Source organism: Thermocrinis sp. (assembly GCF_036781485.1).
GTDB lineage: Bacteria > Aquificota > Aquificia > Aquificales > Aquificaceae > Thermocrinis.
Genome location: NZ_DAIQAX010000003.1, coordinates 1 through 25,705, shown reverse-complemented (window position 1 = coordinate 25,705; position 25,705 = coordinate 1). Strand labels below are relative to the sequence as shown.

General features: G+C 42.3%; 25 protein-coding genes and 1 pseudogene. 16 read left to right on the top strand and 10 right to left on the bottom strand.

Annotated elements, in window-relative coordinates; all coding sequences use genetic code 11:
- The coding region (locus V7P40_RS02565; RefSeq protein WP_333784409.1) for a Uma2 family endonuclease at positions 1 to 515 on the bottom strand (515 nt) is incomplete at its 3' end.
- The gene (gene sreA, locus V7P40_RS02560) at positions 512 to 3,355 is read right to left on the bottom strand and encodes a sulfur reductase subunit SreA (protein WP_333784408.1); all 2,844 of its coding nucleotides are present in this window, start codon (positions 3,353 to 3,355) and stop codon (positions 512 to 514) included. The genes V7P40_RS02565 and sreA, both read right to left, overlap by 4 nt.
- A 143-nt stretch (positions 3,356 to 3,498) precedes the next feature.
- Here sreA and V7P40_RS02555 point away from each other — a divergent pair, with 143 nt between their 5' ends.
- Positions 3,499 to 3,996 carry an archaemetzincin family Zn-dependent metalloprotease gene (locus V7P40_RS02555; RefSeq protein ID WP_333784407.1) on the top strand — a complete coding sequence of 166 codons (498 nt, stop codon included), beginning with the start codon at positions 3,499 to 3,501 and terminating at the stop codon, positions 3,994 to 3,996.
- On the opposite strand, the gene V7P40_RS02550 is transcribed toward V7P40_RS02555, so the two are convergent.
- The gene (locus V7P40_RS02550; protein WP_333784406.1) at positions 3,993 to 5,198 is read right to left on the bottom strand and encodes a methionine adenosyltransferase; all 1,206 of its coding nucleotides are present in this window, start codon (positions 5,196 to 5,198) and stop codon (positions 3,993 to 3,995) included. The two genes, V7P40_RS02555 and V7P40_RS02550, sit on opposite strands and share 4 nt — an antisense overlap.
- A gap of 73 nt (positions 5,199 to 5,271) precedes the next feature.
- On the opposite strand from V7P40_RS02550, the gene hisD reads away from it, so the two are divergent.
- The 8 genes from hisD (at position 5,272) to V7P40_RS02510 (ending at position 12,932) form a co-directional block, all read left to right on the top strand.
- Complete coding sequence (gene hisD / locus V7P40_RS02545) at positions 5,272 to 6,555, top strand: histidinol dehydrogenase (RefSeq protein ID WP_333784522.1); 1,284 nt, start codon at positions 5,272 to 5,274, stop codon at positions 6,553 to 6,555.
- Positions 6,552 to 7,103 carry a hypothetical protein gene (locus V7P40_RS02540; RefSeq protein WP_333784405.1) on the top strand — a complete coding sequence of 184 codons (552 nt, stop codon included), beginning with the start codon at positions 6,552 to 6,554 and terminating at the stop codon, positions 7,101 to 7,103. Before hisD ends, V7P40_RS02540 begins: the two co-directional genes overlap by 4 nt.
- Positions 7,103 to 7,909: a prolipoprotein diacylglyceryl transferase gene (lgt, locus tag V7P40_RS02535; RefSeq protein WP_333784404.1), complete on the top strand. Its 807-nt coding sequence runs from the start codon at positions 7,103 to 7,105 to the stop codon at positions 7,907 to 7,909. The genes V7P40_RS02540 and lgt overlap by 1 nt, the downstream gene beginning before the upstream one ends.
- A 207-nt stretch (positions 7,910 to 8,116) precedes the next feature.
- Positions 8,117 to 9,235 carry an SH3 domain-containing protein gene (locus V7P40_RS02530; protein ID WP_333784403.1) on the top strand — a complete coding sequence of 373 codons (1,119 nt, stop codon included), beginning with the start codon at positions 8,117 to 8,119 and terminating at the stop codon, positions 9,233 to 9,235.
- 5 nt (positions 9,236 to 9,240) lie between these two features.
- Complete coding sequence (hemE, locus tag V7P40_RS02525) at positions 9,241 to 10,242, top strand: uroporphyrinogen decarboxylase (RefSeq protein WP_333784402.1); 1,002 nt, start codon at positions 9,241 to 9,243, stop codon at positions 10,240 to 10,242.
- Positions 10,239 to 11,381: a tRNA (guanine(10)-N(2))-dimethyltransferase gene (locus V7P40_RS02520; RefSeq protein ID WP_333784401.1), complete on the top strand. Its 1,143-nt coding sequence runs from the start codon at positions 10,239 to 10,241 to the stop codon at positions 11,379 to 11,381. Before hemE ends, V7P40_RS02520 begins: the two co-directional genes overlap by 4 nt.
- Positions 11,341 to 11,874 carry a hypothetical protein gene (locus tag V7P40_RS02515; protein WP_333784400.1) on the top strand — a complete coding sequence of 178 codons (534 nt, stop codon included), beginning with the start codon at positions 11,341 to 11,343 and terminating at the stop codon, positions 11,872 to 11,874. The genes V7P40_RS02520 and V7P40_RS02515 overlap by 41 nt, the downstream gene beginning before the upstream one ends.
- Complete coding sequence (locus V7P40_RS02510) at positions 11,871 to 12,932, top strand: geranylgeranyl reductase family protein (protein ID WP_333784399.1); 1,062 nt, start codon at positions 11,871 to 11,873, stop codon at positions 12,930 to 12,932. Before V7P40_RS02515 ends, V7P40_RS02510 begins: the two co-directional genes overlap by 4 nt.
- Here the strand turns inward: V7P40_RS02510 and V7P40_RS02505 are convergent.
- On the bottom strand, positions 12,912 to 13,820 hold the full coding sequence (locus V7P40_RS02505) for a folate-binding protein (protein ID WP_333784398.1): 909 nt from the start codon (positions 13,818 to 13,820) through the stop codon (positions 12,912 to 12,914). The two genes, V7P40_RS02510 and V7P40_RS02505, sit on opposite strands and share 21 nt — an antisense overlap.
- Positions 13,817 to 15,400 (bottom strand): citramalate synthase, encoded by a 1,584-nt coding sequence (gene cimA, locus V7P40_RS02500; protein ID WP_333784397.1) that lies wholly within the window; start codon positions 15,398 to 15,400, stop codon positions 13,817 to 13,819. The genes V7P40_RS02505 and cimA overlap by 4 nt, the downstream gene beginning before the upstream one ends.
- A 59-nt stretch (positions 15,401 to 15,459) precedes the next feature.
- On the opposite strand from cimA, the gene V7P40_RS02495 reads away from it, so the two are divergent.
- The 4 genes from V7P40_RS02495 (at position 15,460) to raiA (ending at position 19,457) form a co-directional block, all read left to right on the top strand.
- A complete protein-coding gene (locus V7P40_RS02495; RefSeq protein ID WP_333784396.1) occupies positions 15,460 to 17,001 on the top strand; it encodes an MlaD family protein in 1,542 nt (513 codons plus the stop codon).
- 39 nt (positions 17,002 to 17,040) lie between these two features.
- Positions 17,041 to 18,120: an aminopeptidase gene (locus V7P40_RS02490; protein WP_333784395.1), complete on the top strand. Its 1,080-nt coding sequence runs from the start codon at positions 17,041 to 17,043 to the stop codon at positions 18,118 to 18,120.
- Complete coding sequence (locus V7P40_RS02485; RefSeq protein WP_333784394.1) at positions 18,078 to 18,782, top strand: Crp/Fnr family transcriptional regulator; 705 nt, start codon at positions 18,078 to 18,080, stop codon at positions 18,780 to 18,782. The genes V7P40_RS02490 and V7P40_RS02485 overlap by 43 nt, the downstream gene beginning before the upstream one ends.
- A 72-nt stretch (positions 18,783 to 18,854) precedes the next feature.
- Positions 18,855 to 19,457, top strand: coding sequence for a ribosome-associated translation inhibitor RaiA (gene raiA / locus V7P40_RS02480; protein WP_333784393.1), 603 nt, complete (start codon positions 18,855 to 18,857; stop codon positions 19,455 to 19,457).
- Between the two features lie 30 nt (positions 19,458 to 19,487).
- On the opposite strand, the gene V7P40_RS02475 is transcribed toward raiA, so the two are convergent.
- Both V7P40_RS02475 and metG read right to left on the bottom strand, forming a co-directional pair.
- Positions 19,488 to 19,886, bottom strand: coding sequence for a YMGG-like glycine zipper-containing protein (locus V7P40_RS02475; RefSeq protein ID WP_333784392.1), 399 nt, complete (start codon positions 19,884 to 19,886; stop codon positions 19,488 to 19,490).
- A 49-nt stretch (positions 19,887 to 19,935) separates the two neighbouring features.
- Positions 19,936 to 20,262: a methionine--tRNA ligase subunit beta gene (gene metG / locus V7P40_RS02470; protein WP_333784391.1), complete on the bottom strand. Its 327-nt coding sequence runs from the start codon at positions 20,260 to 20,262 to the stop codon at positions 19,936 to 19,938.
- Between the two features lie 19 nt (positions 20,263 to 20,281).
- Between metG and V7P40_RS02465 the strand changes: the two genes are divergently transcribed.
- Complete coding sequence (locus V7P40_RS02465) at positions 20,282 to 21,499, top strand: 2,3-bisphosphoglycerate-independent phosphoglycerate mutase (protein ID WP_333784390.1); 1,218 nt, start codon at positions 20,282 to 20,284, stop codon at positions 21,497 to 21,499.
- Here the strand turns inward: V7P40_RS02465 and V7P40_RS02460 are convergent.
- Both V7P40_RS02460 and mnmG read right to left on the bottom strand, forming a co-directional pair.
- Complete coding sequence (locus V7P40_RS02460; protein WP_333784389.1) at positions 21,473 to 22,852, bottom strand: sodium:solute symporter family protein; 1,380 nt, start codon at positions 22,850 to 22,852, stop codon at positions 21,473 to 21,475. The two genes, V7P40_RS02465 and V7P40_RS02460, sit on opposite strands and share 27 nt — an antisense overlap.
- Position 22,853: 1 nt before the next feature.
- Positions 22,854 to 24,698: a tRNA uridine-5-carboxymethylaminomethyl(34) synthesis enzyme MnmG gene (gene mnmG, locus V7P40_RS02455; protein ID WP_333784388.1), complete on the bottom strand. Its 1,845-nt coding sequence runs from the start codon at positions 24,696 to 24,698 to the stop codon at positions 22,854 to 22,856.
- A 20-nt stretch (positions 24,699 to 24,718) separates the two neighbouring features.
- Between mnmG and V7P40_RS02450 the strand changes: the two genes are divergently transcribed.
- Together V7P40_RS02450 and V7P40_RS02445 are read left to right on the top strand one after the other, a co-directional pair.
- Positions 24,719 to 25,066, top strand: coding sequence for a hypothetical protein (locus V7P40_RS02450; protein WP_333784387.1), 348 nt, complete (start codon positions 24,719 to 24,721; stop codon positions 25,064 to 25,066).
- A complete protein-coding gene (locus V7P40_RS02445; protein ID WP_333784386.1) occupies positions 25,044 to 25,484 on the top strand; it encodes a ribonuclease H-like YkuK family protein in 441 nt (146 codons plus the stop codon). Before V7P40_RS02450 ends, V7P40_RS02445 begins: the two co-directional genes overlap by 23 nt.
- Here the strand turns inward: V7P40_RS02445 and V7P40_RS02440 are convergent.
- Positions 25,481 to 25,591: pseudogene (locus V7P40_RS02440) on the bottom strand (FliM/FliN family flagellar motor switch protein); the annotation flags it as partial. The gene V7P40_RS02445 and the pseudogene V7P40_RS02440 sit on opposite strands and share 4 nt — an antisense overlap.
- Between the last annotated feature and the right edge of the window lie 114 nt (positions 25,592 to 25,705).

Genomic DNA, 25,705 nt, shown 5'->3' with positions numbered 1-25,705 from the left:
TCTATCTCAATGCCTAAAAGTTCAGAGCGCACTTTTCCCTTGGCCTTTGCGTGGCAGATAAGCTTAAAGCCATCCTCTGAGTTTGCGTATATTTCAAAGCTTTTTCTCTTTGGATCCACTATCCAATATTCCTTTACACCAACCCTTTCATAAACATCTTTTTTCTCTGTAAGGTCATAATAGGCAGTGGAAGGAGAAAGGATCTCCACCACCACATCGGGTGCTCCAAATATGCCCCTTTCTTCTATCCTTGCTTTGCTGTCTTTTAAAACAACCACTAAATCTGGCTGAAAAGCATTCTCCTCGTCAAGATATACATCTATGGGAGAAGCGAGCACCTCTCCCTTTGAAATTTTCTTTATAAAACCGTAGAGGATGGAGGCAAGAGCTATTGAAACCTTTTGATGACTATATCCTGGTGCAGGGCTCATAACAAGTTCTCCCTCAATTAGTTGGTAATGGGCCCCTTCAGGAAGCTCCATGTAGTCTTTTACTGTTTTCTTTGTTCCTATCATGGCTTATACCTTAGAACATCTACCCATCTTTCCTTTATATAATCTAATGGCTCTATCTCAAACTGTGGATAGGTTTCTGGCGTTTGATCTTCTGCTTTATAGACCTTTACCTTTGTATCAAACCATGCCAAGTGTCCTGTGATGGGATCTCCGTAGAAGACCTCCCTTCCTCCAATGTTGATGCTGTGAGGTATCACATGGTTCAGCAGAAAGCCCTGATGTCCTTCCTCTGCTTCGGGCTTTAAACCCCAAGCGCCTTTCATTTTGCCTATGGCGTTCCAAGTCCAAACTGAATTGGGTTCTGTGGTGTTTGTTAGGAACGCCTGACACTTAACCTTTCCTATCCTTGACTCAACCCAAACCCAGTCTAAGTGATTTATGCCTAACTTTTGGGCTGTTTTTGGATTTATGTAGAGGTAGTTCCTTGTGGAGATTTGCCTTAGCCATGCGTTTTGAGAATCCCAAGAATGATACATCCATTGGGGCCTTTGGGTAAAGGCGTAAAGTGGATAGTCCTTTCCAGAAACCTCTTCTTCAAACGGGGGATACCAGAAAGGAAGGGGGTCAAAGTATTTGATAAGTCTCTCTCTAAGGATCGGATCATTTGGTGGTTGATTTTTGCCTTCCCAAAGTCCCTGACCTGCAAGTCTAAAGGTTTGGAGCGCTTCTAAGTAGAAGTTAAACACAATAGGTGCAACTTTCTTCAAAAATCCTGCGCCAACTGCCCATTCCTGGTAGTCCTTATTTACGTGTCTGTAATAGCGCATATTGTCCGCAAGCTTGTAGTAGAAAAACCCTTTGTTTTTAATATACATCTCCAGCTGTTTTGGATTTGGCTCTCCCACAAAGTGTCTGTCTCCGTTTTTACCCCTCCATCCCGCAAGGGCACCCACACCCGGTCTTATCTGCCAGTTTATAAGAAAATCCTTAAAGTCCTTGTATTTTCTTGAACCGTCTGGATTTACAAAGCCGGGAAGTTTCAGCCTTGAGCCAAGTTCTACCATTACATCTCCCCAACCCATTACATCGTAGCCGTTTTGCTTAGGATCCACGATGGGATGTCTGAGTGCATCTACTGGACCATCTACCGCAGAGGGTGGTCTATCAAGCAAAGATAAGGCAAACCATTGTTCAAGGTATGTGGCATCTGGCAAGACTAAATCCGAATAGGCCACTTGTTCGCTGTAGAAGGCGTCTATGGTAATGATCTTTGGTATTATGTAGTTGCCCGCAGGGTCCGTGGCAGTCAGTGCTTCTATGATGTATGGAATGTTCTGGGATGAGTTCCAAGCCATGTTTGCCATGTAGATCATCAAAACTTCTATTCCGTAAGGGTTTTGCTGATAGGCTGCAGGGATCACGTTATGAATTAATCCGTGAGCTGTCATTGGGAACCACCAGCTGTAAGCCCAGTCTATTCTTACTGGGTTTCCTTTCTCATCCACCAAAAGGTCATCTGGGTTTTGAACATAACCAAGGTGAGGTCCAGGGTAAATTTCTCCGTATTTTATCTCGTCTGGCTTTGTGATTTTGTAAGGTTTGGGAAGATCTTCTATGTGTTTTGGATAGGGAGGTTTATTGAGAAATCCTCCGGGCACATCCACCACACCCAACATCATCATCAGAAGGAATACAGTCCTTGCGGTTTGAAAGCCGTTGGTGTGGGAAGCTATACCCCTCATAATATGGAAGGATACGGGCCTTCCAACAACCTTTTTGTGCTTTCTTCCCCAAACGTCGGTCCATTCGATGGGAAGCTCTATAGGATGATACAACGCTATGGTGCCCATCTCTTTGGCTATTCGCTCTATGTCCTTTGCAGAAATGCCTGTTATCTTTTCTACCTTTTCTGGCGAATAATCTTTTACGAGCCTTTCCGCAAATATGTCAAAGGCTGGTCTTACTGTGTAGCCCTCTGGTGTTTTGAACTCTCCTATAAAAGCAGGATCCAAATCCTCTGGCATTATCCTGTCTGCTGGCTTAAAGCTCTGACTTTTCTTGTCAAAGACCATTGGCTTTCCTTCTTGGTTTCTGTAAAAGAGTCCATCCTTTGAGGTTCCTGGTGCTTGAATTACAAGCCAGCTTGCGTTGGTGTATTCTTTAAGAAACTCCCAATTCACCAAGTTATACTTAAACAGCACGTGCATTAAACCAAGGAAAAAGGCTCCGTCTGTTCCAGGTTTTATTGGCACCCACTCGTCTGCCACCGCACCGTAGCCCCATCTAACCGGATTTACCACCACAAACTTTCCGCCTTTGCGCTTCATTTCCTGAATGCCGAGCTTAAACGGATTGGAAGAGTGGTCTTCTGCCACACCCACCAGCATAAAGTATTTAGTGTTTTCAAAGTCTGCTTCTCCAAATTCCCAAAAGGAACCACCTATGGAGTAAAGACCTGCGGCGGCGATATTTACAGAGCAAAATCCACCGTGAGCTGCCCAATTGACAGTCCCCAACTGGCTTGCAAACCAGCTGTTTATCTGTTGCATTTGATCCCTTCCGGTAAAGAAGGCTATTTTGTATGGTCCCTTTTTACGAGCTTCCTCTAACCACTGCGTTGCTATTTGCAGTGCCTCTTCCCACTCTATTTCCTTGAACTGTCCAGAACCCCTTGGACCTACCCTAAGCAGAGGCTTTCTGAGCCTTGCAGGGCTGTATTCTTTCATAATGCCAGAAGAACCTTTGGCACACAGAACACCCTTGTTAGTGGGATGCACATCGTTCCCCTTTATGTAAGTAACTTTGTTGTTTCTGACGTATACCTCTATCCCACACCTGCAGGCACACATATAACAGGTGCTGTATGCTTTCCTATCGTAAAAACTTCCACCTATCTCCATGGGAAACCTCCTATTAAAAAGTTTAAGAATTTGCTCCCATTTTCAATTTCAACCTTCTTATACTTTTATAAGGTTATCTTATATAAACGATAAGTAAAGCTTATAAGCTAATTATTTGAGAGCTTATATTTAACACCTTGCACATGTTCATCTACATTGTAGCCACAGGGAATGTTCAGAAAAGGCTCTTGCTTGCCAGTGCAAAGAACATAAAGGAAGTGTTTAGTTTTGACGTAAGAATATCGGACGTGCCTGTATATTATCGTGATGCTTACGATCCAAACAGGGGGCAGTTCATCGCAAGCAAAATCCTAAACCGCATGAAGGTAGTTGAGCTGCCAAACATGCTAAAGCTTGTAGGTATTACGGACGTTGATATCTACGAAGATAACTTAAACTTTGTCTTTGGCATTGGTGAGTTAGATGGAAGGTGCGCCCTTGTTAGCACATACAGGCTTTTTCACAAGGACGAAAGGGTTTTCTTTGAAAGGGTGTTTAAGGAGATAAACCACGAGCTGGGACACACCTTTGGTCTTTTGCACTGTAAAACCCCCGGGTGTGTGATGAACTTCTCCAACTCGGTCTTTGAAGTAGACCAAAAGAGTAAAAACTTCTGCCTAAAGTGCAAAAGTAAGCTCTAAGCTACGGGATACTTACCTTCTACAAAGCCTCTCCAAACTTCTGGCATCAGGTCCAGCTCCTCTTGAGCTATACGCTTTGCCAAATCTTCTATACTCTTTAAGTCCCTTTTTGTCCTTACCTTTACGTCCAAAACCTGAGGCTCGTTTATTGGCTTTCCTATTTGGGAAACTATATAGCAGTACGCTTCTTCTACCTCTTCAATTTCCTCAACAACCCTTCTGCTTATTTTGTTTGCCACCGTGTTGTAAATTTTGCCTATGTGGGATATGGGGTTTTTGCCCGCTGCCGCTTCCAAACTCATAGGTCTGTATGGGGTAATCAATCCATTGACCCTGTTTCCCCTACCCACCTGCCCGTCATCTCCGTGCTCTGCAGAAGTCCCCGTTACTGTTATATAGACACTCTCATTTTCCCTGCTGTCTGCAGTGTTTATAAATAGCTCTACCTCCTTACCTATGACGTCCTGAACGTGCTCTTTAGTTTTTTGCATTATTTCTTCCTTCTTCTGAAAGTATTCATCAATGTTTTTTATGTATTTACTTACAAAAGCGAGTGCCACTGTAAGCCTTATTCTTTCTCCTATTCTGACCCCCATAACCTTTATATCCTCTCCTATCTCTGGATAGGAGTTCTTTATGTGCTCAGAGTTTAGAAAGGTCTCAGTTTCATAAACTGCCCTTTCTAAGGTATCTAAAGGTGCAAAACCCACACCGAAGGAGGTATCGTTTGCTAAGGGAATTTCTCCTTTTCTCTGAAACCTCTCAAAAAGCTCCACTAAATCCTTGCTACCGGGCCTTATTTTCGGGTAGATTCTTACATGCTTCTCCGCATCAATATTCCTCAGATGCTTTTTTATCCACTCCTTTGCAGTGTTTATCACAAACTCATCTACATTATCAAGCTTTTTCCCATCTTTTTCCAGAATGGCTCTACCTACTAAGTGTATTTCAATAGGCTCTACTATTTCCCCTCCGCCAAAGCGCACGTTTGCCACTCCTCCAACTAACAAAGCCTTGTCCACATTGTGATGCATAATTGCGCCAAAGTTTTCTAAATACCATTTGCAGAGTTCCTTAGATAGGTTTTCTGCCAAGTAGTCGCATACAGTGTCTGGATGACCTATCCCTTTCCTTTCCACTATTTCTGCAGGTTGAGCATAGACAGGTTCAAAGGTCATGGGTGTAATCACTATGTTTTTCAACGCTCCACCTCCTAAGATTGTGGATGAGCTACTATTATAATTGTAATTGAAAAAAATCTATTATGATATTGCTATGCACATAGAGGACCTTAGGAATACCGCTTGGGAGTTCAACAGCAGGCTCAAGTTTGTAATGTCCCGTGGAGAAATTATAACGGAAGAATACGAGCCAGTTGTAAAAGAGATAATAAATAGGGTTAAAGAGGAAGGCAACAAAGCACTCTTGGAATTCACCAAAAAGTTTGACGGGGAAGAGATAAAAGAAGAAGACTTGGAAGTGCCATACGAAGAGCTTGAAAAAGCTTACGAAGAGATTGAGCCTGAAGTTAGACAGGCTTTGGAGATCGCCCATGGGAGGATAAAGAGGTTTCACGAAAAGCAGTTAGAAAACTCCTTTATAACAGAAGAGGAAGGCATACTTCTTGGAATTAGGGTTATCCCTCTGGAAAAAGTGGGTATATATGTGCCGGGGGGAAAGGCAGTCTATCCATCTACCGTTCTTATGAACTCTGTGCCTGCGGTAGTAGCTGGAGTGAAGGAGATCATTATGGTATCTCCCAAGCCTAACAAATACACCTTAGCTGCAGGGTTTATAGCCGGCGTAAGCAGAGTCTTTAGAGTAGGAGGGGCGCAAGCTATAGCAGCCCTTGCTTATGGGACTGAAAGTCTGCCAAAGGTTGATAAGATTGTTGGTCCGGGCAATATATACGTTACCTTAGCCAAAAAGCTACTCTTTGGAGTGGTGGATATAGACATGATCGCAGGTCCTTCTGAGGTGCTCGTGATCTCCGATGGGACGGTAGATCCTAAGTGGATAGCTTGGGATTTGTTGTCTCAGGCGGAGCACGACGAACTATCTGGAGCATTCTTGATTACAACAGACGAAAAGCACGCCATGCAGGTTGTAGAAAAACTAAAGGAGATTATGGAGGACTTTCCGAGAAAGGACATAGCCCAAAAGTCCATAGGAAGATTTGGGACGGTGTTTCTAGTGGAGAACCTTGATCAAGCCTGTGAAGTGGCAAACTACATAGCACCCGAGCATTTGGAGCTTATGGTAAAAGATCCCTTCTCTCTTTTGCCTAAGATAAAACACGCAGGAGCTGTGTTTTTAGGTGCCTACAGCACAGAACCCTTAGGAGACTATCTTTTAGGACCAAACCACACACTTCCGACAGGGCGCACCGCAAGGTTTTTCTCTCCCCTTGGTGTGTATGACTTTGTCAAAAGAAGCTCGGTTATGTACGTTTCCAAAGAAGGGTTTGAGAGATTGGCAGATCATGCCCAACATATAGCCAAAGCAGAAGGGCTACTTGCACACTACGAAGCGGTGCGCATCAGAAGAGAATTGCCATGAAGATCTACTTAGCCATAGCCCTGTGCTTTGTACTCTCTTGCGCTCCAGTGCTTTGCCGGATGGACCCCACCGTTGCGTTTAACTACTCAGAAGACAAAGCCCCGCAAAAATACACAAGCTTTATATACGTATCCTACGGAGCAGTGAAGATTCCTCTGAAACTGGAAAAGGACAACAGCAAATACACCATTCAAGGTCCCAAAATCCCCGGCCTGTCTTTTGACAAAAAGGGCCTTTGTGCCAATGGTGTATGCTTAGATCTACCCTTCGGACCAGACGGAATAATCTTTGGTGCGCTATTGACTGGTGAGGAGAAGATTTCCTGCTCTTCTGAAGGAATAATCCTAAGTAGAGAAGTGGGGGATTATCTGATAAGGCACTACTTTAAAGATGCACAACTGAGCAAAGTAGAAATACTAGACAAGAGAAAGGAAAGACTGATCACTTTGGACTACAGTTTTAGAACTAAGGATGGCTATTACAAAAGGGTGAAGGTAAGCGTTGAAGACTTTAGCTTTACAATAAACATAGAGGAGGTGAGTTTTTAGTGTTTCCCGTTTTGTTTGAAGTCTTTGGGATAAAGATATACACTTATGGCGTTTTGGTAGCAACAGGAGTATTTTTGGCTTACTTTCTGCTTTTGAGATTAGGAAAAAGGGAAGGGCTGAATACAAACCACATAGAAAATACTATGCTTCTAGCCTTAATCTTTGGCATAGTGGTTTCAAGGATAACTTACATCGTGGAGCATCCAGAGCAAATAAAGAGCATAACCGATGTATTTGCCATATGGCATGGAGGTCTTACTTTCTTTGGTGGTTTAATTGGTGGTATTGTAGGTGCTTTAATAGGTATATACAGATACAGGTTTCCAATTTGGAAGACAGCAGACCTAAGCGTGATAGCGGTAGCAATAGCTCACAGCATAGGAAGACTTGGCTGCACCTCTGCGGGTTGTTGTTATGGCAAACCCTTTTTGGCAGAAGACATAAATCCGGGCATACACTTTTCGGATAAGTTTCCCTTTTTTTATGTGGTCTTTCCAGAGGGGGCGGTTGCACCGCCTTACATTCCCCTTTATCCCACTCAGCTTATGGAGTTTTTAGGACTGCTTGCTATTTTTTTCATACTGCTATTTTTTTACAGGCGAAAACCCTTTGACGGTTTTGTATTTGCCCTATACATGCTACTTTATGGAGCTCTGAGGTTTTTCTTAGAATTCTACAGAGGCGTCACTCCACCCATACAGCCCATAGGGCTTACTTGGAATCAACTCGTTTCAATTTTTATGGTTATCAGCTCAGTAGCGTTTATGGTAATGCTCGGCTATGAGAGAAAGGCTAAGAAGGCTTGAAGAACTACTTGCTGACCCCTTCAATCCTGAAAAAGCATTGTCTGAGCTTCAGAAAATTTTGGATGAGCTTCCCAAGCTTTAAAAGGATGATCTGGAAGAGCTTCAGAAGGAACTTCCCAAGATTAAAAGGTATGTAGAGAAAAACTTTAGCATAGCCCTTGGTTGGTTAGAAGACCTTCCAAAAAGGCTAAGGTTTGAAAGGAGAGTATGACGTTTATTGCGCTTCTTCTGCTGATAAGTTTTGTATTTTCTTTAGAAAGAGAAACCACAACAAAACAGGCACTTGAGTTAATTCCACAGATGGCGGACTTGAGAAGCTTTCCCACCCATATTGAAAGGGAAAAACTAAAGGCTTGGATATTGGAAGATGCCTATCCAAACGGAAAACTCTATCTGAATGAGGTCCCCCTTAAGGATAAGCTCTTGGAAAAACTGTATAAAAATGCTAACGTGGAGGAAATACCCGAAAAGGTTGATGTGGCATACGGACTCACACTAAGAAGAACAGATTTAAAGCTTCTACCCACAGAGGCAGTAGTTCATAAAGGAAATCCTGAGATAGACTACAATCAGTACAGTGCTTTAGATCCTTTTACCCCATTGGTGGTAATGTATCAATCAAAAGATGGAGAGTGGTTTTTCATTCAGAGCACCTTTTTGCGAGGCTGGGTTAGAAAAAAAGACGTAGAGCTCATCAGTAGGGAAAGATTTCTTAAACTCTTTGAACTACCCTTTTTGGTAGTTATAAAACCCGAGCTTAGGGTGGAAGATTTAACCTACAGTATGGGAGCAAAAATTCCCTACGTGGGAAGCAAAAAAGAAGAATACTTAGTGCTTACACCGAAAGGAGAAATTCGGCGAGTGAGCAAAGATGGCTTAATTGAAGGCTTTTGGAATTTCTCTGAAGATAGAGCAAAGTATCTTTTGGAAAGCCTTCTCGGACTTCCCTACCAGTGGGGTGGCTACTATGACTGTTCTGCCTTGGTTAGAGCCTTCTTTGGAGTGTTTGGGATTGAAATGCCGAGAAATTCTTATCAGCAAGCTCTTGTAGGGGACGAGGTCAAAGTAGATTTCAAAAGTTATGAAGAATTTAAACAGCTATTAAAAGAACTACCACCCTACAGAACCCTACTTTACATGAAGGGACACGTAATGATCTTTGGGGGTTTTGAAGGAGAAGACGTGGTTATCTACCACGCAGTTTATTCCATAAAAAAAGACGATGGTCAGAAAATCTATCCAAAGGCTGTGGTCAAAAACCTTCTTGAAAGGGACGCACTGAAAAACTTGCACCGCAGAATAATAGCGATAAGAGTCTTAAAATAGAAAGCATGCTTCTTTTAAAGAGTCTTGAGGGTGAAAAGATAGAGAGGTTTCCTGTTTGGCTTATGCGTCAAGCGGGCAGATATATGCCCCAATACCGTCAGCTGAGGGAAAAGGAAAAGGACTTTCTAAGTTTTTGCAAAAACGTAGATCTTGCGGTAAAGGTATCCTTACTTCCCTTAGAACTTCTTGGAGTTGATGCAGTAATAATATTTTCCGACATTTTGGTGCCTTTGGAGCCTATGGGTATAAAGGTAAGGTTTGAAGAGGGGGAAGGTCCAAAGCTGGAGTGGGACCAAAGGGTGGATGGGCTTAAAAGGATAACAAGCAAAGATACGGAGTTCGTCAATGAGATAGTAAAAGGTGTGAAAGCCACACAAAAGGAAGTGCCGGTAATAGGTTTTTGTGGTGCTCCTTGGACTCTGTTTGCCTATGCGGTGGAAGGTAAAGGCAATACAGACTTCAAAAAGGCAAAGCTATTTATGTGGCAGAGGGAAGAGGAATATCGTAAATTCCTACGCTTGCTCTCTGATAACTTGGTGGAATACCTTAAGGGGCAGGTGGGAGCTGGTGCGGACTTGGTGCAGGTCTTTGACAGTTGGCTTATGCACATGTCTTACGAAAACCTTAAGGACTATGCCCTTCTTTTGAAGGACTTTTTCCACAGGCTAAAGCAAGAGCTAAATGTTCCGGTGATATACTTTTACAGAGGATCGGGAGAGTATTTGGAGGTTTTAAAGGACCTTCCAGTTTCTGCTTTCTCAGTGGATTGGACTGTGGATATGCTTGGATGGATGGAGAGGGACGCAAGAGCCTTTCAGGGCAATCTTGATCCATCGGTGCTATACTGCGAGGAGGAAGTATTACAGAGAAAGGTTGTGGAGCTTTTGGAAAAAATTCCAAGAAGGACAAAATACGTATTTAACTTAGGTCATGGGCTTTCCCCCGATATGGAGCTCAGTAAGGTAAGACTTCTTGTGGATACGGTTAAAAGCTACAGGTTAGTATGATAAGGGAAGGAAATGTTCTACTAAATGTTGAAATTCCAGAAATAATCTCTTCAGACATGCCCGTGTTCTATAACCCAGCCATGGTAGTAAACAGGGACATCAGTCTTCTGATAGTAAGTGCGATGGAAGGAGAAAATCTGGTAGTATGCGATCCTATGGGTGCCAGTGGAGTAAGGGTTCTGAGATTTCTCTTAGAAGTGCCCAAGGTATCTAAAGCTATATACAACGATATAAATCAAAGGGCTGTAGAAAACTTTAAGGAGAACTTAAGGCTAAACCAAATAGACCAAAGCAAGGTTGAGATACACTCAGAGGATGCTAGCCTGCTTATGAGGCGCCTTAGAAACTGCGACTATGTAGATGTAGATCCGTACGGTTCTCCCATTCCTTTCTTAGACTCTGCCGTCTTTCCGGTAAAGAGAGGAGGGATACTCTCTGTTACTGCTACGGATACGTCCGTGCTTTCTGGGACTTATCCAAGCACCTGCATAAGAAGGTATGCTAGCAAGCCCCTTTTGGAGTGTGAGTTTTACCACGAGGTAGGCATAAGGATACTAATAAAAAAGGTAGTGGAAGAGGGAGCAAAGCACGATTATGCTTTCAGACCAATTTTTTCCTACTCTTACAAGCACCACTTTAAGGTGTTCTTAATGAAAGATATTGGAGCCAAAAGGACAGACCAGGTAATTAAAAACATCGGCTATCTCCTTTACTGCGATAAGTGTCTTTATAGAGAAAGTGTGTCCCTTGAGAACATAAAAAGTTCCTGTCCCTTCTGCGGCAATAGACTTTTGATAGCTGGTCCTTTGTGGATAGGTGAACTCTGGGACAGAGAATTTTTACAAAAGGTTTGGTCGCTTAGGGGAAGTGTGGAGCTTTCTCAGGAAACTATCAAAATACTAAAGGCTATAAACGAGGAAGGCTACATAAACTCGGTAGGGTTTTACACTTTATCCGCCTTGGCTAAAGTTTTTAAAATACCAAACCTGCCACCAAAAGGCAGAATCTTAAAGCTTTTTGAAGGAAAGCAGACTCACTTTACGCCCCAGGGCTTTAGGACTTCTATTAGCCATGAAGAGTTTTTAAGGAGAGTGCAAAGTGTCTTACTCAGAGATAGTAGAGTTAATACTCAAGCTTAAAGGAGAAATTTTTCTGTCACCCAGGGAAAGGTGGTTCCTAAGGAGGCTGGAGCAGGATCAGTATCCTCTGAATGTGGTAAAAGAAGGGATAAAAAGATTTTACGCGAGCATTCCTCCCGAGAGAAGGCGGAAAACACCAGCATTTCTCGCTTTAAAACACATCCAGCAGGTGAGAAAAAGAAGCTTTTCAAAAACAGAAGTAGAAGATTGGCAAAGAAAGTTTGAAAAAAAGTTAGAAAAGATAGGGCAGTTTATTCCAGTGCCACAGGTTAAACCAAACAATAAAATAGAAGCGGAGGAGATATTGATGGATTTGGAAAAAAAGCTTTACAAACACCTTTGGGATAATCTGCCGGAGGAAGAGAAAAAAGAAATACTTAAAAAGTACGCACAGTTTAAACAGGACAAAACAGCACTTAGTTTCATGATAAAAGGGGAATTAAGAAAAAGGTTCAATCTTGAAATATTCTCTCTGTTCGTGGAAGAAAAATGAAGTTTGATGCAGTTGTAGTAGGTGGCGGTCCCGCAGGGGCCATGAGCGCCTACGAGCTTTCAAAAAGCGGGCTAAAGGTTTTGCTTATAGAGAAAAGTACACTTCCAAGATTTAAACTGTGCGCAGGATGTCTTTCTGCAAGGATAGAAAAACTCTTGCCTACAGGTTGGACCCATCTTATAAAGCACACTATAAAGGTGGGGACTCTTGGTTATGAAGGTAGAGAATTCTTTACTTTGCCTCACTCCAGCACCTTAGCTTACATAGTGGATAGGTCCGAGTTTGACTACTTTTTGGTAAAAAAAGCTTTGGAGGCTGGTGCTGAAGTTTGGGATGAATGTGAGTTTTTGGGACTTAACAAAGGTAAAAGGATAGAGGTTTTAACAAGTAGGGGAAAGGCAAAAGCAGAATTTTTAATAGGGGCGGATGGGTTTTATTCAAAGGTTGCAAAAGCTCTTGGTTATAAGAAAGATAAATTTTTTAGATCTTTGGAGTTTTTTTCTGAGACGGGTTTGGATCAGGAAGTGAGAATAGACATAGGGCTTGTGGAAAGGGGTTATGCGTGGGTTTTCCCAAACAGCGTGGGAATTGCCTCTGCCGGCAAGGATGATCTTTTGGAGATATTAAGAAATTACACAAAAAGATTGGGTTTGAAAGAAAACCCAAAGATACACGGCTGGCACATACCCTATTTGGAAAAAGAAGGGGACTTTCACAGTGGTAGTGAAAGGATCCTTTTGGTAGGAGATGCTTCCAATTGTGTAGATCCGTTGTTAGGGGAAGGAATTTACTATGCTGTTTACGGAGCAACCTTAGCCACAAGGGCAATTCTTGCCAATCCCTCCGACCCTGCCTTGGAATACAAAAGACTGTGCAAGCCTATGCTAAAGGATCTAATCTACGCTGGAAGGATTGCAAGGATAGCTTACCGATTTCAGAAATGGGCTTACAAATGGAGCAAAAAAGAAGCACTCAGAGCTTATTACAAACTTCTCACTGGAGAATATACCTACAAAAGTCTATTCTTCAAAGCCTGGCTAAGGCTTTTCCTGAGTTAAGGTTTCAAGCAAAACTGCCCGTCCGTTTTCCGTTGTGTATTCTTTACCCTTCTCCGCCTTGGCATATAACACGTATCCCAAAGCTAAACCCTTTCTGGATACCGATGTGATAATACCTATGTCCTTATCTCCCTCTAAAATCTTTTCCCCCTCCTTTACGTTTTGAACTTGGAATAGGGCTAAAGTTCTTGGCAGTCTTCCCTTGTAGTGTATCCTGGCTATGACTTCTTGACCTACATAACAGCCCTTTGTCAGGCTTATGGCGGTTTGTAAAAGACCTGCTTCCAAAGGAGAAAAACCATCTTTTAACTCTTTGCTTATCTTTGGTATAGATCTTTCTATCCTTAAGTCTTCAAACTCCTCTTCTGAGATCATTTCACTTTTTGGCAAAAGTTCCAAAAGATAATCTATTTTTCCAAAGACGTCAAATCCCTCTTGTCTAATCCTTATGGTATTGTTAGCTACAAAAATACCGTCCTTTTCAAAAAAACTTCCTTCCTGTGGAACTTGTCCAAAGGTTTTCTCTATCCACTCTTTACTGCCTTCTTCAAAGACGAAAAGGTGTCTATAACTCTCGGTAAGGTCCTGAAAATAGACCTTCAGAGAAAGCTTTAATCTTTCAAACTCAGCAATTATTTTGGCACTATCCCCTCCCGTATCCAAAATGTAGTGGTCTTCCATTTTATACACAAAAAAATCTTCAATGGGAAAGCCATTTTGCTTTAGCCAAAGGTTGTAGGTCAAAGTGTAAGGCTTCATACCCTTTATGTCGTTTGTTAAAAGATTATGGAGAAAGGCGGTGTGCTCTTCCTGAAAACCCTTAGGTAGCGTTTTCCCACTTTTACCAAAAACTTTAATTTTAGACCTTTTAAGAATCAGCCACTTCACTGTATTTCCTCCTCATCCTTCATCAGCTTATACACAAGGCTGTCTGTGAGGGCTATCCAGGATGCCTCTATTATGTTTTCTGAGACGCCCACCGTTCCCCACTTCCTTTTTCCGTCCGTTGATTCTATAAGCACTCGGACCTTTGCGGATGTTCCTTCAGATTCATTCACAATCCTAACCTTATAGTCTATGAGCTGAACTTCTTGTAAGTTTGGATAGAATTCTTCCAGGGCTTTTCTAAGGGCTTTGTCCAAAGCGCTAACTGGGCCGTTTCCTAAAGAAGCGGTGTGCTCTTTGACCCCTTCAACAACCAACCTCACTGTAGCCTCTGAAACTGGTAACTCATCCGTGCTCCTTTTAGCTATTAGGACTCTGTATGCGTCCAAGTCAAAGTAGTTCCGAACCAAACCAAAGTGTCTTTTACAGAGTAGCTCAAAAGAAGCTTCTGCAGCCTCAAAGTGATAACCTTCTTTCTCCAACTCTTTTATTTTCTCTACAAGCCTCAAAACCTCAGGGGACCTTTCATCTACCTCAATACCCATTTCTCTTAGCTTATACACTACGTTGCTCTTTCCAGATAGGTCAGAAACAGTTATCTTTCTTCTGTTTCCTACCAAGGAAGGGTCTATGTGTTCGTAAGTTCTACTTTCTTTCAACACTGCAGAGGCGTGCACTCCTGCTTTGTGAGCAAAGGCACTATCTCCCACGTAGGGCATGTTTCTCGGCACGGGTATATTGGAAATTTCCGCTACAAAGTGGGCCAATTCGGTAAGTTTTCTCAGGTTTTCTTCTGGAACAACAGAAAAGCCAAGCTTTAGCTGTAGGTTTGCAATCACAGAGCAGAGATTTGCGTTTCCAGTCCTTTCCCCTATACCGTTTATAGTGCCATGCACCTGTCTGGCTCCAGCTAAAACTGCCATAATAGAGTTTGACACCGCACAGTCCGAATCGTTATGCACATGAATACCAATCTTTGCCTCTGGAAAGACTTCTCTAACCTTTTTTGTTATCTCGTATATCTCATGAGGCAAGCATCCACCGTTTGTGTCGCACAGCACGATCCAGTCTGCACCCCCCTGAAGGGCATGCCTAAGGACTTCTAAAGCATAATTTGGGTTTCTTTTGTATCCGTCAAAGAAGTGTTCTGCATCAAAAATCACCTCTGGCACATGCCTTTTAAGATACTCCACCGTCTGGGCTATCATATCAAGGTTTTCTTCTAAACTTGTTTTGAGAGCCTCTAAAACGTGAAAATCCCAACTCTTACCAAAGATAGTAATGGTTTGAGCGGAAGACTTTATTAGATTTTCCACCTGCGGATCCTCTTCCACCCTTTTTCCGGGCCTTCTGGTGGCACCAAAGGCCACAATCTTTGACCTGTTTAACTTCACTTTTTTGAGCTTTTCAAAAAGAAGCGTATCCTTAGGATTTGATCCAGGCCAGCCACATTCTATGTAATCCACACCGAACTCATCCAGCTTAGAAATTATCCTCAGTTTATCCTCTATAGAAAAATTCACTCCTTCTGCTTGGGAGCCATCTCTCAAAGTAGTATCGTAAGCATAAACCTTTTCGCCCATAGTTATGAAAAGTTTAAGCAAACAATTTGCAAAAAGCAATTATTATTTATACTATACCTATGAGGTTATCCGTAGAGGCAAAACTTGGTGCTTTTGTATTAGCTGTAGCTTTGGCTTTTGCCTTTCTGATAATAACCTTTGGAGATATTCCTCTTTTTAGACCACCTACCAAAGAGTACGTGGTTTATTTCAAAGATGTGGCTGGACTGTCGGTTGGTGCGGAAGTTAGAGTGGCTGGTATAAAGAGCGGTAAAGTTAAGAGCATAAGTTTGGAAGGCGAAAGGGTCAAGGTGGTCTTTGAAGTAGCTAAGGATGTTGTCCTCTATAAAGATGCATCTGCTGAGATCGGCACACTTGGACTTATGGGCGATAAGTACCTTTCTATACATCCGGGTAGTTCCCAAGCTGGTGTCTTAAAGGAAGGCGGAGTTATAAGTCAAACCTTAGGCTATGCAGATACGGATAAATTGATAAAGGAGTTGACTATGGCATCAGAAGCAGTTAAGCTTCTTGCACAGAACTTCCAACTTATTCTCGCGGAAAACAGAGAAGATATTAAGCAAATTATGGAAAATCTAAGAATACTTACTTACAACCTTAACCAGATTACTGCAGAGAACAGGGATAATCTCAGAGTTGCCATATACTCAATAAAAGTTCTTTCTGATAACCTTAGCAGAACACTCCCTCAAACAATAGAAAACATAGATAGGCTTGCAATAACCTTAGAAAGCATCGCCTCCGAAAACAGACAAGATATAAAGCAAATAGTAAAAAATCTGAGGGAGATTTCAGAGGATACCAAAACTACTCTTCCCGAGTTAGTCAAAAATCTAAACGAACTTTCAAAGAATCTTAACTTGGTGGTTTCCGAAAACAGAGAAGATTTGCGATCCTTATCTAAAAACCTTGCAGAGGCCACTGAAAATCTGAACCTCATTCTTTCTAGAATTGAAAAAGGGGAGGGCACCATTGGAAAGTTGGTCAAAGATGAGGAACTATACAAAAATATAGCCTCCGCCACAAGAGTCTTCTCCCAGGCCGGAGAAGTGGCTAGAAGGACCAACTTTTACATAGGTTTTAGAGGAGAGATTTACAAAGACAACGAAGGCAAAGGAATACTTAGTATAAAAGTGCAACCAGACAATCAAAAATACTACTTGGCGGAGATAGTTGGTAATTCAAAGGGTAGAATAACCTATGAGGAAACAAGTAATGCGGGCACAATAACAAAAAAAGAATTTACTCCCCAATTTACGCTTCAATATGCGAGGATATTCCCCGTTTTTGGTAAAGAGACAGTATTTAGAGCTGGGTTGAAAGAGTCTGAAGGCGGTATAGGCTTTGACCTGATCTGGAATGAAAAGATCATGCTCTTTTCCGATTTTTGGGATTTTGGAAGGAAAGAAAATAACAAAAAGCTAAAGCCAAACCTCCAGGTTGGATTGCAATACAATGTAAAGGGTCCTTTGTATATAAGGGTGGGTGGTGATGACCTTCTTAATGAGAAGTTAAGGGGCGGAATGGCAGGAGTGGGAGTTTTATTTACGGATAATGACCTAAAGTACATCTTAGGCACATTAAGGTTACCACTTCCTTAAATTTAGATTATCCTAGCATTTTTCGTATTAAATTTTTATATGATGTTTGAAGCTCACATAGAAAAACTCTATCGCATCAACATGAATTTGAGAGAGGACGAGACTCTGCTTTTGATTACCGATGATACCAAACCCTATCTTGCTGACCTTTTGGAAGAGTTTTACCAAGTTGGTAAATTAATGTCTAAGAGAGTGAAGAAAATACAATACTCTTCTCTGGGGCAACACGGCAAAGAACCCCCTGAGGAAGTATGGATAGAAACCTTCGGTGAGTCTCCCATAGAGGAGCTAAAAAGGAGTGGTCTGTTTAGAAGAGTAATAAACAAGGAAAGTTATTCAGAGGAGGATGTTTTAAGCATACTCAAAAAACATGCCCAAGATTTACCCCACGTGATTATAGCCTTTCCTTACTATTCCACGACGCATACATTTTATAGAAAAGTTCTTACAAGGTACTTTGGAGTGAGGTACGCATCCATGCCCCTTTTTGAGCCAGAGATGTTTTACGGTCCTATGGATGTGGATTGGGAAGAGGTGGGTAGGGTTAGTAATCAGATAGCTGAAATTCTAACAGAAGGAGAATGGGTGGAGATAAAGGCAGATGGAACTCAGCTGGAGTTTTCTATAAAGGGAAGGCAAGCCATAGCAGATACAGGTCTGTTTCATAGACCTGGAGATTATGGTAACTTGCCTGCAGGAGAGTCCTTTATAGCACCTGTAGAAGACTCAGCTTATGGTAAGATGACTATTCTTTACGGACCAGACAGGCGTTTAGACAGTCCCATAACCTTCAAGTTCAAAGATGGTGCGGTGGAAGAGATAGAAGGCTTTGACCCATACGTTAAATATTTGGAAAAGGTATTCAAAGAACACGAAAGGGCAAGGACTATTGCGGAGCTGGGAGTGGGAACAAACCCTAAGGCAAAAAGGGTAGATAACGTCTTAGAATGCGAGAAGATATTGGGCACGGTGCATGTAGCCATAGGAGACAATCATACCTTTGGTGGTATTAACAAAGTGCCCTTTCACACAGATTATGTTATCTTTGAACCCACAGTAATGATAGGAGGAAAAGGATGGCAAAAACTTTTTCTGGAGAAGGGAAGATTAAGGATCTAAAAAACTTGCATCTTTTCGAGGACCTTTCTGAGAATGAACTGAAACAGGCTCTTCAGTATATGCAGGAAAAGAGTTTTAGAAAAGGTGAGTATCTATTTTTTGAAGAGGAAGCAGAACCTGGTATATACATACTTCTTGAGGGGTTAATAAAGCTTTTAAAGGAAACCCACGATGCTAGGATAGTAATAGTTCGACTTGTCTATCCAGGCGACATATTTGGTTGGATAGAATGGGGGAAGAAAACACCCAAAAATACTTACACAGCCAAAGCTATAACAGAATCAAAAGCCCTTTACATATCAAACAAAGATTTCATAAACTTAGCCATAAAACATCCCGCCATTGCTATTAAGATGACCTGTGAGGCTACCGCAACGCTGTTGAAAACATATGAAACTTTAAAGAGCATAGCTGGTGGTAAGGTAGAGGAGAGGATCGCAAAGGTTCTTTTAGAGATAGCGGATAGGATAGGTAAAAAGTATGAAGAAACTATAGTTATAGATGCTCCATTAACTAGAAACGATATAGCAGAAATGACTGGCACTACCGTGGAAACCACCATAAGGGTAATGAGTAAGTGGAAGAAGATGGGTATTATAAACACAGAAAGGGGTTTCATAGAAATACTTAAGCGTAGGGAGCTGGAAAGGTTATCTGTCTAATAAAAAAAAATTTGTTAAAATTTTAAAAATTTGTTAAAATTTTATGCCCCTATAAACACAAGGAGGTTTTGGATGAACGTAGAATTTGTAGGAAAGGCTGTACAATGGACTGATGCCATGAAAAGTTTTGTAGAGGGCAAGCTGGAGAGGTTTTCCAGACTTTTGAAAGAGGTAGAGGAAGATCAAGTGGAGGTTGTGATTACCCTATCCACATCCAGGGCAAAACAAAAAGACTATGCTGGTGAAAGCAGGCCTACAGTTTATAGGGTTGATTTGGATCTGTACTTAAAAACCTGGGGTGGTGGAGTTATTCACGCATGGGAGGAGGATATAGACGTATTTTCAGCACTGGATAAGGTGCTTGATGAAGCAGAAAGGCAGATAATAAAGCTAAAACAGAGAAGATTAGAGTACAGAAGGCGTGGTGCTAAAATAAAGGAAGAAGTTATAAGTGCTATAATCGCACCTTCAGAAGAGAAAGAAAGACCCACTATAATCGAGGAAGAGTTAGTAATAGAAAAACCAATGAGCGAAGAGGATGCCATACTTGAGATTCAGGAAAGTGGGGTCTATTTCCTACCTTTTATAGATGCTAAGACAGGGGAATTAAAAATTGCTTACAGAAAAAGAGGAGGAAGCTTTGGTATATTGAATACCAGGTGCAAGGGGGAATGACCCCCCGCTTTATTTTTAATTTAATTAATGTTAAGGGCACACTTCCTTTTCTTCTACTTTAACTAATTTACCATTTTGATAATAGCTGGTTTTTACTATTTTACATTTACCCTTTGATGCTACAGGTTCTGCATATACTCTTTCTTTACCATCTTCTGATCTGTATTCTACTGGCCTGTTTGCCATGGCCGCTTCCCTGGATGCCCTTTGAGCTATCTCGGTTATTGTCCCTCCTAAGATTGCACCTAAGGCTCCGCCAATGACAGCTCCTCTCCATCTGTTTTCTTTATCTATCAATACACCGGCTGCCGCTCCTACAGTACCGCCTACGGCTGCACCTTCGTAAGTTCTGGAGGAAGACACTTGACCACACGATATTACAGCTGCAGAAAATGTAGTAAATACTATCAATAAAGCTACTTTTCTCATGCTTTACCTCCTTTTAACAAAATATATTATAGTATAGGTTCTCCATTTCTTAGCCAACTTTGGAACCTTCTTTTACGTCTTTTTCTGGTGTTAGGATGGAAAGATGCTCTCCGTCAGAGGCAGCCAAGAGCATACCCTGAGAATCTACGCCGAATATCTTTCTAGGTTTTAGGTTGGCAAGCACTATTATTTTCTTTCCCAGAAGTTCTTCGGGTGAGTAGTGTTTGGCTATGCCAGCCACTATAGTTCTCTCTTGGTCTCCAAGGGATATTCTAAGTTTGAGAAGTTTTTCGGAGCCTTCTACTCTTTCTGCAGATATAACCCTTGCCACCCTTATGTCCAGCTTGATGAAATCCTCTAAACCAATTAGCTCCATGTTTTAAAATTTTAAAGCCATGTTGGAACATCTAATACAAAAAAATAGCAGTAAAATTCTTTTGGTCGTTCTTGATGGCATAGGTGGGCTTCCGGTAAAGGATGGAAAAACCGAATTGGAAATAGCTAATACTCCAAATTTGGACCAATTAGCTAAGGAGTCTGCCTTGGGTATGCACCTGCCGGTGGATTATGGGATAACTCCAGGTAGTGGTCCAGGCCATCTGGGAATATTTGGATATGACCCTGTGGAGTATCAGATAGGAAGGGGGATACTGGAAGCTTTGGGACTTGGGCTGACTGTAAGAGAAACAGATATAGCCATAAGGGGCAACTACGCCACTGTAGAATACCAGAATGGGCATGCCATAGTTAAAGACAGAAGGGCAGGAAGGATACCTACAGAAGAGAACAGAAGGATTACACAGAAGTTAAAGGAAAGCATAAGGTTTATAGATGATGTGGAGGTTTTTTTGGAAGCGGGTATGGAGCACAGGTTGGCTATAGTTTTAAGATTTCCTCAAGCCCTTCCAGAAAACAGCGCCCTTATAAACGATACCGATCCACAAAAAGAAGGTAGATCTCCCCTTGAACCAATAGGAAAAAACGAGCAGTCTTGGAGAGTAGCTGATGTGGTAAAAAAGTTTCTGCAAAGGGCTTCGGAAGTCTTAAGGGACGAGCCTAAGGCGAATTACATACTTTTGAGAGGCTTTTCTCAAAAACCTAAGCTCAAAAGCCTTGAGGAAAGGTTTGGACTGAAAGCATGCGCCATAGCGGTCTATCCAATGTACAAGGGATTAGCAAGTTTGGTGGGTATGGATGTGATAGATGTTCCAGGTCAGAGCATAGACGATCAGATAAGCGTGCTGAGAGAGTTATGGAAAGATTATGACTTTTTCTTCTTACACATCAAAAAGACAGACTCCTACGGAGAGGATGGAAACTGGGAGGGTAAGGTTAAGGTCATAGAAGAGTTTGACAGAAAACTACCACAGATTCTTGAACTAAAGCCGGATGTGCTGGTCATAACAGGGGACCACTCCACGCCTTCCGTTCTTAAAGGCCACTCGTGGCATCCTGTGCCAGTTCTTTTAAAGTCTCCCTATGTTCTTGGTATGACTTCCGGCAGATTTACCGAAAGGGAGTGTCTAAGGGGAGAGCTTGGTATCTTTCCAGCGAAGAAACTCATAAACCTTATGCTCGCTCATTCTTTAAAACTTTCTAAGTTTGGAGCGTAAAAGGAGCAGAACAAAGCTAACAAAGCTTGTGGCAAGTCCGGCAAGCAGCGCAAACTGATAATGAAGTATATACTCCAAAACCACCCAAACAGAGAAGCCAGAGAGCATGCTTGCTATGGCAGAGGTCTGATCAGAAACTTTAAAGTAAAGCGCTCCCACCATTGGGACAAAAAGAGAGACCAAGCTCAAAGCTGAAGAGCCTTCCACAAGCCTAAATATAGACTCACCTCCAAGGGCAAAGACTAAGGATACAGCTGTGATAAGAACTACGCTTAGCCTTGTTAGCCACAGAAAATATTTGTCTGGTAGGTTATTAAAGATCGGTCTAAGTAAATTCTCGCTCAGAATAGCCGCTGGAGCTAAAATCGCACTGCTTGCGGTGCTCATAATAGCAGAAAGCAGAGCTCCAAAGAACAGGATTTTTGTTATCTGGGATGTATGCTCCATGATCATGGTAGGAAGCATAAGCTGAGGGTCCACCTCAAGCAGGTTTGGATACTTAACCTTTGCAAAAATGGCTAAGAGCAGTGGAATTAGGGCTACCGTCAGATACATAAACCCTGCGCCTATGGATGAAAGAACAGCTACCCTCTCCGACCTTGAAGACATTACCCTCTGGAATACATCCTGCTGAGGTATGGAACCAAGCCCTATGGTTATAAGCCCGCTTATGAACAAAAGGATCTCTTCTAAGTTAAAGCTTGGGAAAAACTTGTAGTATTCGGGAGGCTGGGATGCAACTACCGGAACCACCTCAGAAAAGCCATTGGAAACCTCATAAAGCACAAAGACCAAGCCAAAAACTATAACCACAGTCTGTATAAAGTCCGTCAGAGATATAGCCCACATTCCTCCAAAAAAGGTGTATAAAAGCACCACAAAAGAACCAACCACTATGCCAGCACTTTGAGGTATCCCGATAGTAATGTGAAGCATGAGGCCTATGGCAACCATCTGGGCACCTATCCAGCCAAAGTAAGAGGCTATTAGCATAATACTTGCTACTATTTCTGCCTTTCTGCCATACTTTACTCTGTAGAAATCTCCAAAGGTCAGAAGGTTCATCCTATAAAGGGGTTTGGCAAAGAAAAGGCCCACGAGAACAAGACAAAGCGCTGCACCAAAAGGATCTGAAATAACGCCCCAGAGCCCCTCCTTTGCCATTACAGAAGAGGCACCCAAAACGGTTTCTGAACCAAACCAAGTGGCAAAGGCTACAAAGGTTGCCATATAAAAGGGAAGATTTCTGCCGGCAAGTAAGTAATCCTTTGAGTTTTTAACCAAAAGTTTGCCAGCCAGTATGCCTACCACCAAGGTAATAAGCATGTATAGGACTATGAAGAAGATTATCATCTTAGTCCAATTTTCCTAAGTATGCCAAAAGGGCAGTTATGGCTGCTGGCGTTATGCCGTCTATCCTACTAGCTTGTCCCACAGTCAAAGGTCTAAACTTCTTCAGCTTTTCCTTAGCTTCGTTGGTTAGCCCAGGAATACTATCGTAGTCTATGTCCTTTGGGATGGAGGTGTCCTCAAGTTTTTTTAGTTTTTCATTTAGCTTCCTTTCTCTTTCCAAATAAGGCTTATACTTCAGCTCAATCTCCACTTCTTCTGCAACATAAGGGTGATCTGGAATTTCTACACCAAAGTTCTTAAGGTCGTATATGGAATACTCGGAGGTGAGAAGCTGTGATAGGCTGTAAGGTCTCAAGTCCGAACCTATAGCTACAGAAACCCTGTGTTGCTCATAAAACTCAAGCCAAGACCTTATTTCCCTTTCAAGCTCTACAACAAGTTTGTATTGGCTTTCAGACAAAAGCCCCAGCTCCCTTCCCAACCTGGCAAGCCTGAGGATGGCGTTGTCTTGCCTTAGGTAAAGCCTGTATTCAGACCTTGAGGTAAAAAGTCTGTAGGGCTCCATAACACCCTTTGTGGTCAAATCATCCACCATAATCCCTATGTAGCTTTCGTCCCTTCTAAGGTATATGGGTTCTTTCCCAAAAGCTCTCAGGCAGGCGTTTATCCCACCCAAGATGCCCTGACCTGCCGCTTCTTCGTATCCGGTGGTGCCGTTGAAGTTGCCCGCATGAAAAAGCCCTCTAATCTTCTTTGTTTCCAACGTGGGATAAAGCTCAGTAGGTGGAACTATATCATACTCTATAGCATAGGCAGGTCTTATAAGCTCTACTTTTTCCAAACCAGGTATGGATCTATACATCTCCCACTGAACTTCTTCTGGCAAAGAAGTAGACAGACCGTTTGGATAAATCTCTATCGTATCCCAACCTTCTGGTTCTAAGAATATCTGATGCCTGTCTTTGTCTGGAAACTTTACCACCTTGTCCTCTATGGAAGGACAATACCTTGGACCAATACCCTTGATGAGCCCGCCGTAGAGGGCTGTTCTATGCAAATTCTTTCTGATTATCTCGTGAGTTTTTGGAGTGGTGTAGGTTATCCAGCAAACCGCTTGCTTTTTACCCTTTTCAAACCAGTATGTACCCACAGGCTCTGTCCAGAAGGAAAATTTAGGTGGCGGATCATCTCCCGGTGCTATCTCAAGGTTGGAAAAGTCTATGGTCCTTCTGTCAAGCCTTGCGGGCGTGCCCGTTTTGAACCTCAATAGAGGAAAACCGTGTCTTCTATAAAACTCAGAGAGCCCAGTAGAGTTTGGTTCCCAAGCCCTGCCTGCGGGAAAGGTCTTGTCCCCTATGTATATAAGACCGTTCAGGAAAGTTCCCGTGGTGACCACCACAGCCTTTACCTTATACTCAAGCCCAAGCCTTGTCTTTACAGCTACCACCTTTCCGTCTTCTACCACAATGTCCACCACTTCGTCCTGCTTTATGTGTAAGTTCTCTTGATTTTCGCAAACCTTTTTCATGTATTCCCTGTAAGCTTTTTTGTCCGCCTGCGCCCTGGGAGACCAAACCGCCTTCCCTTTTCTGGTATTTAACATCTTAAACTGTATACCAGTGTGGTCTATAGCCTTTCCCATCTCCCCACCAAGCGCATCTATTTCTCTTACCACTATGCCCTTTGCCACGCCTCCTATGGCTGGATTGCAGGACATCTGGCCTATAGTGTCTGCGTTTAGTACGAACATGACCGTCCTTGCACCCATACGAGCAGAAGCCAAAGCAGCCTCTATACCCGCATGACCCCCACCTATCACAGCCACATCAAACTCATCCACCAGCATGGGAATAAAATATATATTAGATGAAAGTTGAAGAACTTAACCAAAAACAGAAAGAGTTTTTAAAGACGGTTTTTGAATTAGAGGAGCTTCCCTTAGATCAGGAGCTTGAAAAGCTTTTAAGCTCAAAAGGATGTAAGCTTTACCAATGCTTAGGCTGTGGCAAGCTGATCTTTCATGATAACTACGAGTTTTGGAACCTGTCCGATTGTTGCGACGATAACTCTAAGCTTGTGGATGGAGGGCTTCTTTGCGAGGTGTGCTATGGGAGAAGTGCGCAGAACATGAAAGATTGGATATTCTTCAAGCCTACCTATTTAAAAGCGGTGGAATTTAAGGGAAATATAAATGCCTCAGATAAAGAACTTTGAAGAAGTAAGGGAGTTTATAAAAAGCACCTCTGAAAGAACCGCCGTATACGTTGGATGCGACTCTCGTCAGGTAAACGACAGCACAGTTTTTGTCACCGTAGTGGTAGTCCATATAGACTCCTGTAGGGGAGCAAAGGTTTTCTGGAAGACTGAAAGAGTAAAGCGCATACGGTCACTAAGACAAAGGCTTATGGAAGAGGTCAGCAGGGCTGTCTATACTGCCCTGGAACTTATAGATGTGGTGGGCAACAGGCCCTTTGAAGTCCATCTTGATATAAATCCAAACCCACAGCACAACTCGTCCATAATTTTGAAGGAAGCAATCGGTTTTGTTTTAGCTCAAGGACTAAAACCCGTAGTGAAACCCAAATCAATAGCTGCGTCTTCTGTGGCAGATTATATAACAGGTAAGTGTTAAAGAGCTTTCTTTACCCTCTCCTCTTTTTCCACTATATCTGTTATCTTTACTCCGAATTTGTCCTCTACCACTACTATTTCACCCCTAGCTACAAGTTTGCCGTTTACCTTAGACTAGCTAAGTCTTCACTTTTTTCCTTCTCCATATTCAATAATTATAACCCTTCAATACGTCGGGTGAGAAATTAGGGAAGGGGCAAAACCTCTTGTTAAAAAGCTTTG

What these genes read in the sequence shown, in the direction of transcription:
- sreA (WP_333784408.1), bottom strand. Translation starts at nt 3,355, where the DNA reads ATGGAGATAGGTGGAAGTTTTTACGATAGGAAAGCATACAGCACCTGT.
- hisD (WP_333784522.1), top strand. Translation starts at nt 5,272, where the DNA reads ATGCACATAGAGGACCTTAGGAATACCGCTTGGGAGTTCAACAGCAGG.
- V7P40_RS02475 (WP_333784392.1), bottom strand. Translation starts at nt 19,886, where the DNA reads ATGAGAAAAGTAGCTTTATTGATAGTATTTACTACATTTTCTGCAGCT.
- V7P40_RS02485 (WP_333784394.1), top strand. Translation starts at nt 18,078, where the DNA reads ATGGCAAAAACTTTTTCTGGAGAAGGGAAGATTAAGGATCTAAAAAAC.
- V7P40_RS02540 (WP_333784405.1), top strand. Translation starts at nt 6,552, where the DNA reads ATGAAGATCTACTTAGCCATAGCCCTGTGCTTTGTACTCTCTTGCGCT.
- V7P40_RS02510 (WP_333784399.1), top strand. Translation starts at nt 11,871, where the DNA reads ATGAAGTTTGATGCAGTTGTAGTAGGTGGCGGTCCCGCAGGGGCCATG.
- V7P40_RS02555 (WP_333784407.1), top strand. Translation starts at nt 3,499, where the DNA reads ATGTTCATCTACATTGTAGCCACAGGGAATGTTCAGAAAAGGCTCTTG.
- V7P40_RS02530 (WP_333784403.1), top strand. Translation starts at nt 8,117, where the DNA reads ATGACGTTTATTGCGCTTCTTCTGCTGATAAGTTTTGTATTTTCTTTA.
- hemE (WP_333784402.1), top strand. Translation starts at nt 9,241, where the DNA reads ATGCTTCTTTTAAAGAGTCTTGAGGGTGAAAAGATAGAGAGGTTTCCT.
- V7P40_RS02445 (WP_333784386.1), top strand. Translation starts at nt 25,044, where the DNA reads ATGCCTCAGATAAAGAACTTTGAAGAAGTAAGGGAGTTTATAAAAAGC.
- cimA (WP_333784397.1), bottom strand. Translation starts at nt 15,400, where the DNA reads ATGGGCGAAAAGGTTTATGCTTACGATACTACTTTGAGAGATGGCTCC.
- V7P40_RS02495 (WP_333784396.1), top strand. Translation starts at nt 15,460, where the DNA reads ATGAGGTTATCCGTAGAGGCAAAACTTGGTGCTTTTGTATTAGCTGTA.
- mnmG (WP_333784388.1), bottom strand. Translation starts at nt 24,698, where the DNA reads ATGCTGGTGGATGAGTTTGATGTGGCTGTGATAGGTGGGGGTCATGCG.
- V7P40_RS02460 (WP_333784389.1), bottom strand. Translation starts at nt 22,852, where the DNA reads ATGATAATCTTCTTCATAGTCCTATACATGCTTATTACCTTGGTGGTA.
- V7P40_RS02490 (WP_333784395.1), top strand. Translation starts at nt 17,041, where the DNA reads ATGATGTTTGAAGCTCACATAGAAAAACTCTATCGCATCAACATGAAT.
- V7P40_RS02450 (WP_333784387.1), top strand. Translation starts at nt 24,719, where the DNA reads ATGAAAGTTGAAGAACTTAACCAAAAACAGAAAGAGTTTTTAAAGACG.
- V7P40_RS02520 (WP_333784401.1), top strand. Translation starts at nt 10,239, where the DNA reads ATGATAAGGGAAGGAAATGTTCTACTAAATGTTGAAATTCCAGAAATA.
- V7P40_RS02465 (WP_333784390.1), top strand. Translation starts at nt 20,282, where the DNA reads ATGTTGGAACATCTAATACAAAAAAATAGCAGTAAAATTCTTTTGGTC.
- metG (WP_333784391.1), bottom strand. Translation starts at nt 20,262, where the DNA reads ATGGAGCTAATTGGTTTAGAGGATTTCATCAAGCTGGACATAAGGGTG.
- raiA (WP_333784393.1), top strand. Translation starts at nt 18,855, where the DNA reads ATGAACGTAGAATTTGTAGGAAAGGCTGTACAATGGACTGATGCCATG.